Annotated in this window: 11 protein-coding genes; 1 reads left to right on the plus strand and 10 read right to left on the minus strand. The window is 69.4% G+C overall.

Features of this window, described 5'->3' with window-relative positions:
• Window positions 1–76: 76 nt before the first annotated feature.
• The gene (locus ACFVT1_RS23075) at window positions 77–1,582 is read left to right on the plus strand and encodes a PucR family transcriptional regulator (RefSeq protein WP_389798402.1); all 1,506 of its coding nucleotides are present in this window, start codon (window positions 77–79) and stop codon (window positions 1,580–1,582) included.
• A 278-nt stretch (window positions 1,583–1,860) separates the two neighbouring features.
• Here ACFVT1_RS23075 and menC read toward each other — a convergent pair whose 3' ends face one another.
• The 10 genes from menC to ACFVT1_RS23125 all read right to left on the minus strand — a co-directional run bounded on the left by menC (window position 1,861) and on the right by ACFVT1_RS23125 (window position 15,835).
• Window positions 1,861–2,967 (minus strand): o-succinylbenzoate synthase, encoded by a 1,107-nt coding sequence (gene menC, locus ACFVT1_RS23080; protein ID WP_389798403.1) that lies wholly within the window; start codon window positions 2,965–2,967, stop codon window positions 1,861–1,863.
• Window positions 2,964–3,863, minus strand: coding sequence for a GNAT family N-acetyltransferase (locus ACFVT1_RS23085; protein WP_389798405.1), 900 nt, complete (start codon window positions 3,861–3,863; stop codon window positions 2,964–2,966). The genes menC and ACFVT1_RS23085 overlap by 4 nt, the downstream gene beginning before the upstream one ends.
• A gap of 14 nt (window positions 3,864–3,877) precedes the next feature.
• Complete coding sequence (locus tag ACFVT1_RS23090) at window positions 3,878–5,065, minus strand: M20/M25/M40 family metallo-hydrolase (protein WP_389798408.1); 1,188 nt, start codon at window positions 5,063–5,065, stop codon at window positions 3,878–3,880.
• Window position 5,066: 1 nt separating this feature from the next.
• Window positions 5,067–8,447 (minus strand): serine hydrolase, encoded by a 3,381-nt coding sequence (locus ACFVT1_RS23095; RefSeq protein WP_389798410.1) that lies wholly within the window; start codon window positions 8,445–8,447, stop codon window positions 5,067–5,069.
• A gap of 234 nt (window positions 8,448–8,681) precedes the next feature.
• On the minus strand, window positions 8,682–9,584 hold the full coding sequence (locus ACFVT1_RS23100) for an ABC transporter ATP-binding protein (protein ID WP_389798413.1): 903 nt from the start codon (window positions 9,582–9,584) through the stop codon (window positions 8,682–8,684).
• A 119-nt stretch (window positions 9,585–9,703) separates the two neighbouring features.
• Window positions 9,704–10,669, minus strand: coding sequence for an ABC transporter ATP-binding protein (locus ACFVT1_RS23105; protein ID WP_389798416.1), 966 nt, complete (start codon window positions 10,667–10,669; stop codon window positions 9,704–9,706).
• Entirely contained in the window at window positions 10,666–11,619 is a 954-nt protein-coding gene (locus ACFVT1_RS23110) for an ABC transporter permease (RefSeq protein ID WP_389798419.1), read from the minus strand. The genes ACFVT1_RS23105 and ACFVT1_RS23110 overlap by 4 nt, the downstream gene beginning before the upstream one ends.
• Window positions 11,616–12,581, minus strand: a complete 966-nt coding sequence (locus tag ACFVT1_RS23115) for an ABC transporter permease (protein ID WP_389798421.1) — start codon at window positions 12,579–12,581, stop codon at window positions 11,616–11,618. Before ACFVT1_RS23115 ends, ACFVT1_RS23110 begins: the two co-directional genes overlap by 4 nt.
• A gap of 59 nt (window positions 12,582–12,640) precedes the next feature.
• Window positions 12,641–14,266 carry an ABC transporter substrate-binding protein gene (locus tag ACFVT1_RS23120; RefSeq protein ID WP_389798424.1) on the minus strand — a complete coding sequence of 542 codons (1,626 nt, stop codon included), beginning with the start codon at window positions 14,264–14,266 and terminating at the stop codon, window positions 12,641–12,643.
• Between the two features lie 192 nt (window positions 14,267–14,458).
• The gene (locus tag ACFVT1_RS23125) at window positions 14,459–15,835 is read right to left on the minus strand and encodes a serine hydrolase domain-containing protein (RefSeq protein ID WP_389798426.1); all 1,377 of its coding nucleotides are present in this window, start codon (window positions 15,833–15,835) and stop codon (window positions 14,459–14,461) included.
• Between the last annotated feature and the right edge of the window lie 523 nt (window positions 15,836–16,358).

Genomic DNA, 16,358 nt, shown 5'->3' on the forward strand with positions numbered 1-16,358 from the left:
GCTCAGGCAAATCCTCGAAGCGCTGGGACCGGCGCCGCTGCACCTTCTGACTGCGCAGGACGGAGCCGATGTACCGGTGTCCGGCGCGCTGATCCACGAACCGCGTGCGCCGCTGCCACCGATGCGAAACGCCATGCTCTTCGCCGTGGGCGTGCGGCCGACGAGCGTCGAGGCCGGCGAGTTGCTCGGGCAAGCGGCGCTGGCAGGTTACACATGCCTGGTCATCAAGCGCTACGGCGAGCCGGCCGGCCAGCTGGTGGCCACCGCGTCGGAGACAGGGATCTCGCTTCTGGCAGCGGACGAGGACATGGCCTGGCATCATCTTGATGCCCTGGTCTCCTCCGTTCTCGCAGAAACCGGGCGCACCGTCCATGGGGCTGGTGCGCCGGCCGTCGGGGACCTGTTCGCCCTGGCCAACGCGATCGCGGCCATGGTTGGCGGCGCGACGACCATAGAAGACCCGCGCCAGCGAATCCTGGCGTACTCCACTCTGCCCGACCAGCCGATCGACGAAGACCGACGACAGGGCATTCTCGGCCTACAGGTACCCGAACTCCCGGCGAACGGTGCGCTGTACCGCGAGGTGCACGGCACCACGTCGGTTCAGAGGTTCACCGACCCGGACGGCCTGCCTCGCCTGGCCGTCAGTGTGCACGCCGGGAGCGAACTGCTCGGGTCGATCTGGGTGGTCGACGCCGGAACTCTCGACCACGATGCCGCGCAAGCCCTCTCGCAGGCCGCGGCGACCGCCGCGCTGCACCTGCTGGCGGCGCGTACAGCCGCTGATGTCGCCCGCCGCCAGCGCGCCGATGTGCTCCGACGGCTGCTGGCCGACCCGGCTGCCGTCAACATCGTGGCGCCGCAGCTCAGCCTGGACCCGGACGTCTCCGTGGCCGTGGCCGCCTTCGTCGTCGTGCCCCGCGACGGCGACGGCATCGCCACCGCGCAGGCGGCCACGCGGCTGGCGGACCTCGTCAGCGTGTACGTCGAGGCGCATTCCGGGCGGCACGGATGCGCGCTGATCGAAGGCACCGTCTACGCGCTGTTGCCGACGGGGCCTGCCGGGCAGTCGCACCACGACTTCGTGGCCACCATCGCCCGGCGGGCGATGTCGGCCCTTCGGGTTCCCGTCCATGCCGCACTCGGCTCCCACGTCGCCGGGCTGCACCTGGCGGCCCGCTCACGCCAGGATGCCGATGTGGTGCTCAAGGTCCTCGCCGAGCGTCCGGCCGAGCCTGACATGCCCTCCGTCGCCACGATCGACGAGGTCCGGGCGAGCGCGACCCTTCTGGAGCTGACCGAGGACCTCGCCGGCAATCCCCGGATGAGGCAAGGGCTGGGACCTGCCATTCGGGTCCACGACCGCGAGCACGCCACGGCCTACGCCAGAACGCTGCTGACGTACCTGGACGCCAACAGCGACATCGCCGCCGCCTCCCGCCGGCTCAACGTGCATCCGAACACATGCCGATACCGGATCACGCGCGCCGAGGAAATCTTCCGATTCAGCCTTGCCGACCGGGATGAGCGCCTCCTGCTCTGGATCCAGCTCCGGATCAGCGACCGGTTCACCACACCATGATGCTGTCGAGCCGCACCTGTGACCAGGAGTTCACGATGGAAGCACCGTCCGACGTGGGGTCGACGCTCGGCAACGTGGCCGCGACGACGGGAGGAGCTGCGGCCGGCTCCGGCGTTCAAGGGGTCCAAGCCCCGGAACCCACGACGAGTACGCCCAGCCCCTCCCGGCATCTTGGAACCGCTGAGCCGGTCTGCGTCCAGAGTTCGGATCCCGGACGGTCCGTGGGCTTCAGCGACTCCGACTACTGCCCGCCGAACGGCCAGATCGCGTCGGGCGGCCTATAGAGGCAGCCACTGGGTACTGGTGGTGACTGCCTTCAGCTCGTCGGCGAGGGGCATGACGCCGATACCGGGGCCCGTCGGCACCGAAAGGTGGCCGTCGCTCAGGACGAACGGGGTAGTGATGTCCGTTCGGTAGTAGCGGTCCGAGGCGGACGTGTCGCCGGGCAGTGTGAAGCCGGGCAGTGCTGCCAGTGCGATGTTCGCCGCCCGGCCCAGACCGGTCTCCAGCATCCCACCGCACCACACCGGCACGCCGTGGGCGACGCAGACGTCGTGGATGCGGCGAGCCTCAAGGTACCCACCGACGCGTCCGGGCTTGACGTTGACGATCGAACACGCGCCAAGCCTGATCGCGTCAGCAGCTGCGCGGGCCGATGTGATGGACTCGTCCAGGCAGATGGGCGTGCGGACAGCTTTGGCCAGCTCGGCGTGGCCGAGGATGTCCTCTTCGTCGAGCGGCTGCTCGATCAGCAGCAGGTCGAAGGGGTCGAGCCGTGCGAGATGGCGTGCATCGGCGCGTGTGTACGCCGTGTTCGCGTCGACCTGCAGCAGCACGTCGTCGCCGAACCGCTCACGTACCGCGCGTACCGGTTCGATGTCCCATCCGGGTTCGATCTTCAGCTTGATGCGGAGGTATCCCTCATCGAGGTAGCCGCCGACGGCGTCGAGGAGCTCGCCGATGGAGGACATGATGCCGACCGAGACCCCGCAGGGGACACGGTCGTGTGCGGCGCCGAGCTCCTGCGCCAGCGGCCGGCCCAGGGCCCGCAGTTCGGCGTCGAGCACACCCGTCTCGAGCGCCGCCTTGGCCATCCGGTGTCCCTTAAACCGGGCCAGTGCGGGTGCGACGGCGTGGGCGCTCAGCCGGTCGTGCGCCGCGAGGGCGGGAATGAGGAAACGGCTCAGTACATCCGCCGCGGCGTCGGTGTACTCGGAGGAGTACAGCGGATCGACCGTGGCGACGCATTCTCCCCAGCCCTCCGCCTCGTCCGCAACCACACGCAGGAGCAGGGCTTCGCGCTCCGTCTCGGTGCCGAATGAGGTACGGAACGGTGCCACGAGCGGCAGGCGGATGCTGCGGAGTTCCACTCCGGTCAGTTTCATGCGTGCTGCCCTTCTGTTGTGTCGCGCTTGAGGACGTACCAACCGGATTTGTCGAATCCGGCGATGTGGAGGCCGTCCGCCATCGCTGCCGTGAGCACCTCACGTACCGCGGTGCGCCACGCCCGGCCGCGTTCGGGCTCTGCCGCGCGCAGCGACGCGATGTCCGGCGGCACGGCCACCAGCAGCGTGTCGCCATCCGGCACGCCGGGCACCGGCGACCCGTCGTCGGAGCAGGCGAGCGCCACCACGGCTCCGCGTCGCTGCTCGGACTCCGCGTCGCACGGCCGGACTGTTCCGGCGCAGGCCGCCGCCACTTCGGGCGCGCGCACGGACCACCGGACGAACAGCCGGTCGGTGTCGTCGTCTCCGTTAATGCCGTCGTGCACGCCGCCGTAGAAGTTGGTCAGGTACTCCGGGGCCCCGGCGGCGAGTTTGGCCAGATTGAAGTACGCGTTACGGCTGACGAGTGGGTCGAAGGTCCACGCGATCTCCGAGACGCCACGCGTCATCGCCCAGGCGCGCTGGTGCAGCTTGAGGGCGAAGCCGACGCTCCGGCCGTGTGCCGCCGCGGACACCCCGGCGATGTGGCTGTGCATCGCCTCCTCCGCAGGTGGGCGGAAGAAGCCGACACACGCGCCCACCAGCTGGGGGCCATCGAACGCGCCGGTGACGTAGTTTCCAGCCTTGGCCAGGGCTCGCAGGAGTTCGGCCGTCACCGGCGGGCTCGACGGGTCGGGGCGCCAGATCGTGTTGTAAAGCCTGTGCACCGCTTCGAGTTCACCGAGTTCGACGACCTCGCGGACGTGAACGCCCGCTGCGCGCGCGGCCAGGTCTGCGGCGTTCACCGCGGCGTCAGCACCCGGATCCGCACCGGCGCGGAGACTGTACGAATCCACCACCCGCTCCCTTCTCATTCTCGTGACCTCGTTCGGGAACGTCGTGATCGGCCCGTTGGGGAGGGACCGGCCGACGCCTCGTCGAGCAGTCCCGCGACGAGCGCAGCGACCAGGGCGGCACATGCCGGCAGCTCGGCAACCTGCACATGCTCGTCGTCGGCGTGGGCGCCGCCGCCCACCGCGCCGAGCCCGTCCAGCGTGGGTGTGCCCACGCCGGCGGTGAAGTTGCCGTCCGAGCCGCCACCCACCGCGGCACGGGTGGGTGGCGGCAGTCCGAGGTCGGCGGCCACGGCCACGGCGCGCGCGTACAGGGCTGCTGACGCCTCCGCGGCCAGCGGCGGACAGTTCGGGCCGCCCGTGATCTCCACGCGCGCACCGTCCAGCGTCGGCTGCAGGGCGCGCATCGCGGCGTCGATCCGGTGCTGCTCGGCGACGTCGCGGACCCTCACGTCGACCGTGAACTCCCCCGCGGCCGGCACGGTGTTCGATGTGAGACCCGCCGACATCAGCGTCGGTGTGACCGTCGTGCCCCGGTCCGGGGCGGCGAGCGCGGTCACTGCCAGCACCTGGTGAGCTGCCTCGACAGTGGCGTTGATAGCGCGCTCGGGTTCCAGACCGGCGTGGGCGGCCCGGCCCGAGACGGCCACCTCGTACTGCGAGACGCCCTTGCGCTCGGTCTTGAGCGCGCCGCCGTCGGCTGCCGCTTCAAGCACCAGAGCCGCGGCCAGGCCGGTGGCCTCGGCCTCGATGAGCGTCCGCGAGCTGGGCGAGCCGATCTCTTCGTCGGCGGTGATCAGAATCGTGACGCCCGAGGGATCGGGAAGGCGGGCCGCGGCGTGCATCGCCAACACCAGACCTGCCTTCATATCGAAGCAGCCCGGGCCGCGCAGCACGCCGTCGGCGACCGCGAACGGATGGGTCGTCAGTGTCCCGATCGGCCATACGGTGTCGTAGTGCCCGAGCAGTAGCACGCGGGGCGGCCCGTCACCAAGGCGCCAGCGCAGGTGGGTGCGCCCGTCCAGGACGATGCGTTCCGGGGCCGCTCCGAGCCGCTGTGCGCCGATCCGTGCCACCGTGTCCGCGCTTCTGGCGAGCGCGGCCAGGTCGCTGGACGGCGACTCGCATGTCACGAGCGCCTCGATGTCGGCGAGCATCTCCGGCAGCGCGGCGGTCATGTCGGCACCAAGAGTTGTGAGGTCCATGTCATCCTGTCTTCGGTGTAGCGCGCGAGGCGACATGCAGATACCGCTCGCCGGTCGGCAGGGCGTAGAAGGTCACCGGAACCCAGGACTGCTCCTCGGGCTCGTGGACGACGAACAGGTTCTCCTTGACCGACACCATCGCCTGCTCGGTCTGCGGACCGGGCATCAGCTCGGCCGGCGGGCCGGTGACCGTCGTCCGCAGGATCGGACCGCCGTCCCCGTCGAGCACCTCCATCCGGACGCCCGCCCGCTCGTACGTGCCCAGATGGGGTCGTACGTCCTGCGGCACGGGAAGGGCCGGTGGGCCGAGCGGTGGTGGCACCGCGACGTCGGCAAGCTCGGCAAAGATCTCGCCGAACAGGTCCTCGTACAGCCCCGTCGTGTTGCCGCCGTTGGTGAGCAGAACGACTGCGAGACGCTCGTCGGGCAGCAGGCGCAGGTAGGCGTCCTGTCCGATCGTCGAGCCGTCGTGCCCGAGGAGCCGGCGACCGTCCCAGCCGATACGGGACCAGCCGAGGCCCCATGAGTCGGCGAGGTCGAAGTGGTCCGGCAGTTCCACCTGGGAATCGGCCATGGCCGCGGCGCTCGCCTCGGTGAGCAGCCGGGTGCCACCGTGCGCCAGCCCGCCGTCGAGGTGCATTCGCGCGAACGTGAGCACGTCGGCGACGGTCGAGCTGATCAGGCCGGCGGGCGCCACCGCTCGTGGCAGTCCCCACACCGGTGCACGCACGGGCTCGGTCGCGCCGTCGGTCACGTGCCCAACGGCGGTGCGGTGCAGCAGCGCCTCCTCGGGCAGCGTCACCGTGCGCTCAAGACCCAGCGGGGTGAAGAGCCGCTTCCGTATGGCCTCGTCCCACGTGTCGCTGGTCAGCTTCTCGATCACCCGGCCGGCCAGCGAGAAGCCGGCGTTGCAGTAGGACCAGGTCGCGTCCAGGGGATGGTTCTGCGCCACATCGGCCAGCAGTGCCGCGTACTTCTCCAGGCAGTCGTCTCCTCGTCCCGTGTCGGTGAAGACGTCGCCATCGATGCCGCTCGTGTGCGTGAGCAGATGCCGCATGGTCACGCGCTTGGCGACGTCCGGCTCGGAAAGCCGCAGTTCGGGCAGGACTTCGGCGATCGGGGTGTCGAGGTGCAGCAGACCCTCGTCGACGAGCTGCATGACGACCGTCGCCGTCCAGACCTTGGTGATCGAGCCGATCTGGAATACGGAGTCGGTCGTCGTCTCGACACCGGTGTCCTTGTTGAGCACGCCGTACGCGGCTTCGACGAGCTCGTCCCCCCTGCCGGAACCCGTCCGCAGGATGCCGAGCGTGGCTCCGGGTACGTGGTGGTGCTCGGCCAGCGTGGTCAGTCGGCGCTGCCAGTGCGCGGCGTCGAGGCGGGGCCGTGCAGGTCCGGAGCTACTGCCGGCGTACTGCTCGACCCAGTCCACGATGCGACGGTTGAAGTCGATCCGCTGCGACGGCGGCCCGTCGAGGACGAACAGGTGCGATGCCTCCGGGTAGAGCACGAGCCGGGTGGGTACGCCGCGCCCCCGCAGCGCCGTGTGCCACTGCTGGGCCTGGCCGACCGGGCAGCCCAGGTCTGCCGCGCCGTGCAGGATCAGGGTCGGCGTCCTGACCTGGTCGACCCGGGTCAGCGGTGACATCGCCGCGTAGCGGTCCGGGGCGGTCCACGGAAGGGCGCCGAGTTCGGACAGGCCGAACAGGTGGGCGTCATCGGCGGTGCCGGCCAGGCTGACGAGGTCGCTGATCACTCCGCCCGTCACCGCGGCCGCGAACCGGTCGTCCCGGCTGGTGAGGTAGCAGGTCAGATATCCGCCGTAGCTGTAGCCGCAGACAGCCAGCCTGGCAGGGTCGGCGATCCCCGCCGCCACGAGATCGTCGAGGGGTTCCAGGAGGTCCTTCGCATCGGCCTCGCCCCAGGCACCGAGCGCGGCATTCCAGTACTGCTCGCCGTACCCGTCGCTGCCCCGCGGGTTCAGCAGCAGAACGGCCCAGCCACGTGCCACGAGTTCCTGGTGGTAGAGCTCCACCTCGTTGGCGGCACCGTTCCATGCGTTGTGCGGTCCGCCATGGATGTCCAGGAGCAGGGGACGTGGTCCTCCCGCGGCCGGATCGTGGATGAGCCAGCCGTGGACGACCGTGCCGTCGGAGACGGTGAACTCCCTCTCCTCGCGCGGGAACAGTTCGATGTCGGCCAGGCCCGCTCCGTGTTCCGTCCGGACTGTTTCCGCGCCGGTCGCGAGGTCCACGGCGACGATCTCGCCGAACGAGGTCGGCGTGCCGAGCACGATGACGGCCGTGTCACCCGCCACCGACAGGCCGTGGACGTTCCGCCCGGTGCCCGCGACGAGTGGGCGGGGTGTGCCACCGTCGGTGGACACCGCGTACAGGTGGGTACAGCCACGATCGCGGACGCAGAACAGGATCGTGCGACCGCCGTCGCCGAACTGCGGCAGGGCCCCGGCGTAGCCCGGGGCACCCGGCATCACGTTGCGGTCCAGTGCGGCGGCCGGCTCGACCGGTGTGCCGCCGTCGAGCGGAACGCGCAGGAGGCGGGCGTGGCCTGCCGGTTCGCCGACCGTCCCCACGACGAGGAGTGCCGTACCGTCCGGCGTCCACAGGACGGGACCGGCGAACCCGTCGGACAGCCCGGCCGGCTCCGGCCTCGCCGCCTCGTCGGTCACGTCGAGGACGTACACGGGCATGCGGGCCCGCAGATCCGCGTCCGGAGCCATCGCCGCGGCGAACGCCAGCCGTGTCGACTCCGGTGACCAGGCAGGATGGTGGGCATGCCAGTCCCCCTCGGTCACCTGGCGGCACCGCCCGGTGGCCAGGTCGAGGACGTGCAGGTGACGGCGTACGGCGCCCAGCAGACCCGCGCCGTCCTCCTGATAGGTGAGCCGGTCCGCGACGAGCGGCGCGCTCGCACGGGCTGCGGGCGACATGCCGTCCGAGTCGGCCGCGAGCGGATCCACCGCTGCCACGAAGGCGATCTTCGAGCCGTCCGGGCTCCACACGGGCGCACCGGCCCCGAGTGGCAGTGCGGTCAGTTGCTCGGCCTCCCCGCCGTCGGCGGGGAGCAGCCATATCTGCGGTGCCTCGTCCCGCGTGCGCAGGAAGGCGATGCGTCCGCCGTCCGGTGACCACGCGGGTGAGGTATCGGCCGTGCCGTGGGTCAGTTGCCGCGGCCGGCCGGTGCGGGTGCCGACGCGCCAGATGGCGCGCACGTTCCGGTCGGCTTCCGCGTCGCAGGTGCGCAGCACGTAGAGGCACTCGTTGCCGTCCGGCGACAGTGCCGGCTGCTCCGGAACGGCGAACGTGGTCAGGTCGTCGATGCGCTGGCGGCGTGGCGTGCGCGAGGGCTTGGTCGGTGTCATGGGCTTCCTCTCGGTCGGAGGGTGTGCCGGGGATCTTCGGGATCAGCAGGTGTCCTACGGCGTGAGGGCTCAAGGGCTGTCCCGTAATCCCTGGCGGGCGTGCGACGACGGCTACGGCACCTCGCCGCGTTGTCGGAACGCCCGCATACATCCAGTAGTTCGGGCGTCCCTCCGCCGTACGACGCACCGCATCCGGCGCCGCACGCCGATCCACCAGGGATTGCGGGACAGCCCTCAGGCGAGATGGCAGGCGACCTCGTGGGCCGGGTCTGTCGCGTCCGACGGGAATCGCAGGTGTGGATCGGCCGTCGTGCACTGCGCTTCGGCGATGGGGCAGCGGGTGCGGAACCGGCAGCCGGACGGCACGTTGGCCGGGTCGGGGGCCTCCCCGGTCAGAATCTGTGGCGTCCCGGCCTTGCGGGGGTCCCGGTCGGGAACCACCGACAGCAGGGCCCGGGTGTAGGGGTGGCGCGGGGTGCGGACCACCGTCTGCGCCGGCCCCTGTTCGACGATGCGGCCCAGGTACATGACCGCGATGCGGTCCGCGAAGTGGGCTGCGGTGGAGAGGTCGTGGGTGATCATCAGGATTCCCATCCCGGGGTCGCGGCGCAGCGCGTCGAGGAGGGAGAGCACTCCGGCACGGACCGAGACGTCGAGCATGGACACCGGTTCGTCGGCGAGCAGCAGATCAGGGCCGAGGACCAGTGCCGTGGCGATCGCCACCCGCTGACGCTGCCCGCCGGACAGCTCGTGCGGGTAGCGGTCGAGGAAGGCCCCCGCCGGCGCGAGGCCCGCCCGTTCCAGGGCCTCGGCGGCAAGCCCGGCCCGGTCGCTCCGCGAACCGCCGATGCCGTGGATGAGCATCGGTTCCACCAGCGTCCGACCGACCCGGAACCGAGGATCCAGTGATTCGTAGGGATCCTGGTAGATCATCTGCATCCGTCTGCGCAGGGGGCGCAGCCTCCGTTCGGACAGGCCGACGACCTCGGCTCCGTCCAGCCGGATCGAGCCGGAGGACGGCGTGACCATGCCGCTGATCGTCTGGACAGTCGTGGTCTTCCCGCAGCCGGACTCGCCGACCAGGGCGACCATCTCGCCGCGGGCCAGGCTGAGGCTGACTCCGTCGACTGCATGCACCCAGCGCCTTGTTTGGCGTGCCAGTACTTGGCTCAGTCCGCGACGCACCGGGTAGCGTGCCGCCAGTCCCTCCACTTCCAGCAGTGATTCCGCCGCTGGTGCCGCCGCGTGTGGCCGGCTCATTTCGCCCCCTGGAGTTCGTTGCGGTGACAAGCGGCACGGTGGTCCGGGCCGGTGATACTCAGCGTTGGGTGCTCGCCGTCGCACCGCTCCACCGGCACGTCGCACCGTGGCCGGAACGGGCAGCCGGCGACGACGGAGTCCAGCCGAGGTGGCCCCCCGGGGATCGTGGTGATCCGCTCCTCCCCGTAGAGGTCGGGTGTGGCGGCGAACAGCAGCCGGGTGTAGGGATGGTGGGCGGCATGGTAGAGATCGGCGACCGGCCCGTCCTCCACGATCTCGCCGCCGTACATGACGGCGGCCCGCTCACAGGTCTGGGCGACCACCGGCAGATCGTGCGTCACCAGAATCAGCGCGAGGCCCAGTTCGTCGGAGAGACGGGTCAGCAGTTCCAGGACCTGCGCCTGGACCATCACGTCCAGCGCCGTGGTCGGCTCGTCGGCGAGCAGGATCTTCGGCTCACAGGCGAGGGCCATCGCGATCGCCGCACGTTGGCGCATGCCGCCGGAGAACTCGTGCGGATAGCGTTTCCCGGCCGCGGCGGGGATTCCGACCAGCTCCAGGAGTTCACCGGCGCGGCTGCGGGCCTCCGCCCGGTCCGCGACGCCGTGGTAGACCATCGGTTCGGCGATTTGCCAGGCAACGGTCTTCATCGGGTTGAAGGCGTTCATCGCGCCCTGGAACACCATGGCGATGTCCCGCCAGCGGAACGGGCGGACCGATTCCTCGCCGCCGCGCAGAATGTCGGTGCCGTTGATGCGGACCTCGCCCGCCACCGAGGCGGTCGGCGGCAACAGCCCCATCAGCGCCAGGATCGTCGTGGTCTTGCCGCACCCCGACTCACCCACGAGGCCGAACCGTTGCCCCGCGTCCAGGTCGAAGCTCACCCCGTTGACCGCGTGCACCTGGCCCCCGTGCGTCCGGTCGAACCAGACATGCAGATCCTTGCACTCCAGAAGGCTCATATCGCGTCCTCGCCTCTTCCGATCAGCGGGCGCAGCCGCCAGCGGCGTACTGAGAGATGGGCTACCTTCAACCGGGGGTTGAGGGTGTCTTCGATGGCCTGGCCGAGCAGGAAGCAGCCGACGATCACCGCGGCGATCGCGAATCCGTCCGGGACGATCGCCCACCAGGCGCCGGAGCTGATCGCGGTGCGCTGGAACGCGTTGTTCAGGATGGTCCCCCAGGTCGTCACGCCGGGGTCCTCCAGGCCCAGGAACGCCAGTGCTGTCTCCAGGTAGATCGCCACGGCCACGGTCAGCACGGTGTTGGCGACCAGGAGCGGTCCGACCTGCGGCAGGATGTGCCGTCCGATGAGGCGGGCGTTGCCGGCGCCCAGTCCGCGCGTGCGTTTGATGTAGACACGCTCACGGATCGACATGACCTCGGCTCGGATGATCCGGGCCGTGGAGGTCCACTCGAGGATGCCGATCACCATGATCACGTGGAGCAGACTCGCCCCCCACACCTCGGCGATCACCATGGCGAGCACCAGGTCGGGAATGACCAGCAGGTAGTCCGTGATCCGCATCAGCGAGGTATCGACCCAGCCGCCGAAGTACCCGGACAGGATCCCGAATCCGCCACCGATCACCATGGAGATCAGGGTGGCGGCGAAGCCGACCAGCAGCGAGACACGCCCGCCCTGTATGAGTTCCGACACCATGTCGACGCCGCCGTCGTCACAACCGAGCCAGTGCTGCGCCGACGGCGGGGCGTAGACCGCGCAGGTCTGTGCTGTCGCGCTGTACGGCGATATGTAGGGCCCGGTCACGGACAGAACGACGAAGAACACGATGACGGCAAGGCCCGCGACCGCGGCCTGGTGCTCACGCAACGCGGTGCGAAGGAAACCGCTCCGGTGTGGACCGACGGCCTCCGCGCCGGGTGACGCTTTGCTGATCTGCACACTCATCGCTGGATCCTCGGGTCGAGTCGGGCGTAGACCAGATCGGCGAGGAAGTTCAGCAGGATCACCGAGACGGTCAGGATCAGGAATCCGCCTTGCAGCATGGGGTAGTCACGCTGGCTGAGTGCGGTGTACATGGCCAGGCCGATACCGGGCCAGCTGAAGAGCACCTCGACCAGCACGGCGCCGCCGACTATGTATCCGAGGTCCAGAGCGATCAGCGTGACCATCGGCAGCATCGCGTTGCGCACCGCGTGCCTCCAGACGATGCGCCGGGCCGGCAGGCCCTTGGCCCGCGCGGTCAGGACGTAGTCCTCTCCGAGGATCTCCAGCATCGACGAGCGCACGACCAACGTGTAGCCGCCGTAGGCGGTCAGCATCAGTGTGACGACCGGCAGGATCGCGTGTGTACCGATGTCACCCAGGTGTTGCCAGAACGGCGCGGGCTCGAAGAGGAACTCGTTCATCATCCCGCCCGACGGGAGGACCCCGGCGAACAGGATCAGGAGCACCAGACCGAGCCACTGGCTGGGCAGCGCGTACGCGAGGATCGCCAGGTTCGTGCTCAGGTGATCGGCTGCTGACGCGCGCCGCCAGGCAGAAATGACTCCCGAGAGGACGCCCGCGGCGATCGCGGCGACGGTACCGGCCAGCACCATCGGCACCGTGTTCATCAGGTCCGCGATCAGCAACTCGCGCACCGGCTGCCGATGGGTGAACGAAATACCCATGTCCCCGTGGCAGAGATTGCGCACATAGATCAGGTACTGCTCCCATTTCGATTTGTCCAGCCCGAACTCCGCGGTCAGCGCGTGCTTGAGCTGGGGGCTGGCGTGCGGCACCCGGGCCATGTTCGTCACCGCGTCGCCCGGCAGCACGCGAAAGAGGAAGAAGTTGGTCGTCACCGCTACAAAGATCGTGGTCAACGCGAACGCCGCTCGCTTCAACAGATGTTCCGTGCGGTTCACGAGCCTCCCCCTTCAGCCGGGGGGTGGGCGGGCCGGCTCCGCATTCCGTGGCTCATCGCTCACCCGACCCGGTGGACGGTCTGGAACGGGATCTTCGAGGTTGCCGAGAACGAACCGCCCTCGATCATTGGCAGGCCGGTCCAGGAGGGGGAGTGCGCCTCGATCGAATCCGGATAGTCCAGCACCAGGTACACATGCTCCCGGGCGGCGGCCTGTTGCATCTGATGGACGATCCGCTGCCGGACCGCCGGGTTCATCGCCGTGGCCTGCTTCGCGTACAGCCCGTCCCAGGACTTGGTGCAGTACCCGGTGTCGTTGAGGCTGTACCGGGACCGGCAGGTCAGATAGGAGAGCATCCCGTCCGGGTCGGTCGTGAGCGAGAAGCCCCACATCGCGGCCTCGAAACTCTGGTACTTCTCGGCGAAGAGAGCCTCGTTGGCAGCCGAGACGTCCATGTGCTTCGGGACGAGCTGGACGCCGATCTTCTTGAAGCCGGCCTGAATGATCTGGAACGAGCGGGCCCCGTACCCGTTGGTGATGCTGGCGGGCATGATCACGGTGTACGACATCGGGTGGCCGTTCGCGATCCGGATCTTGTTGGGCCCCATGCGGTAACCGGCTTCGTCCAGGAATCGGTTCGCCGCGGCCGGGTCGTACGGGGTCGGCCTGATCGTCGGGTCACTCCAGTGCCCGGTCGACGGCGGGATGATCGACGCCCCGGGCCGGCCGAAGCCGAGCAGTGCCGTCCTGACGATCGCGTTCCTGTCGATCGCTCGGTCGAATGCCTCCCTGACCAGCGGGTTGACCAGCTCACGATGGTCGGCCGCCTGCTTCGGGTTCGCGTTGACGATGAGGTCGTCGAACGCTGCTCCGGCAGCTGACGCCACGATGAGGCCTGCCGCTTTCAGCGTGGCCACCGAAGTCGGCGCCACCGACTGCACCCCGTCGAGCCGGCCGCTTTTCAGTGCGGTGATCATCGCGTCGTCGGTGTCGAAGAATTGCAGGCCGAGTCCGTCGATGTGCGGCGCGGGGCCGTAGTACCGCGGGTTGCGCTTCAGCAGTGCGATGCGGCCCTGGGCGTACTTGACCAGGGTGAACGGGCCGCCGGAAACGACCGGTGCCGGATTGGTGAAGGTGAGCAGGCCCTTGCCGCTGCCGACCGCGTATCGCGCCCATATGTGCTCGGGCAGGATTTGTATGCCCGACATCTGGGCGAGGACGTTGGCGACCGGCCGGGAGTACTTCAGCACCAGGGTGTGGGGATCGGGCGCGGTGGCGCTCTCCATATAGGCGACGTAGCCGGCCAGACTGCCCGTGGGCCCTTCCTGGTGCTTGATGACCGTTTCGAAGGTCCAGGCCGCGTCCGCGGCTGTCAGTGGTTCGCCGTCGGACCATTTCGCGCCGGGCTTGGTGTGGAACGTCCAGGTCTTTCCGTCCGGCGACCTCTGCCAGTTGGCGGCGAAGTCCGGCACGGTCTTCAGCGCGGGGTCGACCTGGACCAGGGACGGATAGATGTTCTCGAAGACCGAGTACGACGACGAGTTCACGGCCACGAACGGGTTCATCGAGTCGATCGGCTCGGTGCCGCCGAGCCGGAAGACGTTCCGGGCGGCGGCAGTGTCGCAGGCGGCACTGAAGCAGAGAGCCACCACGACGGCGACGGCGGCAACGCCACTTCGCCGCAAGCGGCTCGGTCCACGTGACCGGGCAGGGCAAGGAGCGAAGGTGCGTCTGAGTCTCATGGGGACATCACCTCGGGTACGGGTGGGAGTGGAGATCCTGTGGCCCTGCGGGGAGGGGGAACGCGACCGCTGTGGTGATCGGTGCCCGGCGATCCGTTGACGCTCGTTGCGTCGGAGGGGTCGTACGGTCCGTCCTCAGGGGGTGAACGACCGGTAGAGAGCGCACCCGGAGTGTGTGGCGCGGGTCGCGGTGCCGCCGATCACGGTGTCGAACCGCAGACGCTCTGGTGACCGTTCGTCCGCGCCGATCCGGAAGCTGCCGTCCGGCAGTTGGGTGAGCACCTGCCCGTCACCGTCGCCCAGCCAGGCCCACAGCCTGCCGTCGCGCGCGATGACGCGCAGGCCGGGCAACCAGGGGTTGTGACAGCGGTAGTGGCCGACGAACGGCGCCCACGCCGGAGGCGGGGGGTCGGCTCGGGGAGGCTCCTCGTCGTCCGGCAGAACGGTGAGTTCGGGGACCGGCGTTCCCGCGGCTTCGGCGCGTACGGCGGCGAGAGCGTGCAGGGCTGCTTCCTCCCAGGGCCCGGGCCCATTGGCAAGGACGACGGCTCCGATCCCCGAGTCGAGGTCGCAGGCAACTGCCGAGTAGTAGCCGATCATGCCGCCGGAATGCCAGACATGATGGCGCCCGTCGATCTCGCCCGTCCTGATGCCCAGGCCGTAGGAGGAGCCGAAGTGGTCGTCGTCGAGGGCGATTGCGGGGAGGAACATCTCCGCTCGGCCGCGGTCCGACAGCAGGTGGCCGGTACCCGTCCCGAGCAGCAGTCTCAGCCAAGCCGTCATGTCGAGCGCGGTGGCGGCGATGCTGCCGTCCGCGGTGGCGGTTTCGAGCCAGGTCGCGGGTATCAGACCCTCGGTTGCGATCGGGGCACTGCCGCCGGAGCGCGGTTCGTACCCCACCGCCAGCCGGGGCCGCACCTCGTCGGTGATCGCGGGTACCGCGGACGTCATGCCCAGCGGAGCCAGCAGGAGCTCTCGCAGAATCTGGTGGTAGGGCCGCTCGTGGACGGCTTCCAGGACAAGCCCCAGCGCCTTGTAGCCGACGTTGGAGTAGTGAAACCAGGTCCCCGGTGGAGACGTCGCCTCAGTTTCGCGCAGCGACCAGACCTCGAACGCGGCTTCCCCCGAGAAGTCCGAGCCCTCGATGATCCCGGCGGTGTGCGTCATCAGGTGCCGTACGGTGACGGGGGCGAAGCGCGAGCGCACCCGGAACCACGGCAGGTACCGGGCCACCGGCTGATCGAGGTCGATCAGCCCCGCGTCCTGGGCCTGCAGCAGCAGCGCGCAGGTGAATCCTTTCGAGACCGAGCCGATCTCGAAGAGCGTGTCGGCGGTGACCGGCCGCCCGGCGGCGACGTCGGCGAGTCCGTGCACGCTCGACGACATGACGCCGGTGCGGTCGGTCACGGCCATCGACAGCCCGGCGGCAAAAGGCGCTTCGCGCAATGCACGCTCGGCGGTCTCGACGGCCTTGAGGGGCGATGGTGCCGGTGGATGGGACATGGAGTTCATAGCGAGATCACCCTGTCCAGGGAGTACGGATCGGGACCGATGGCCTTGCGGCTGTGTGTTGCCGTGTATGCGGCGACTGATGTCCAAAAGCAGCACCGGCCGCGGGGCGCGGCGGGTGCAGTCGCTGCCACGGGAAAAGTCTGGACCGGTGGGTACGCGTCTTCGTTGGACGCGATTTCAGAAGTTCCTTCGAAGCCTTGTGGAATCGGCCAACGGCTGTGGCGCTGGCCGTGTCAGATGAAGGTGCTCGCCGACAGCCGTGCGGGCAGCAGGTAGCCGGATCCCCCAGCGCCCGGCCCGGCAACTTTCGGAGCCGGACGCAGTCGGCCGAGTAACCCCGTGAGGTCTGGACGCGCCCCCGAGGATCCTGTTGCACGGCAGGTTCAGCCGAGCACGTCGTACCTGACGGCCTTCCAGGCGGTGAACAGCGTCATCGCCTTCTCCGCTGCGGCGCGTGTGGGGCCTGTCCGGGGGATGTTGTCCAGAGGCGCCTTGAGTTGTGGGGTCGGTCACCGTTCTTGGG

Origin of the sequence: Streptomyces sp. NPDC057963 (assembly GCF_042887155.1) — a bacterium.
GTDB lineage: Bacteria > Actinomycetota > Actinomycetes > Streptomycetales > Streptomycetaceae > Streptomyces.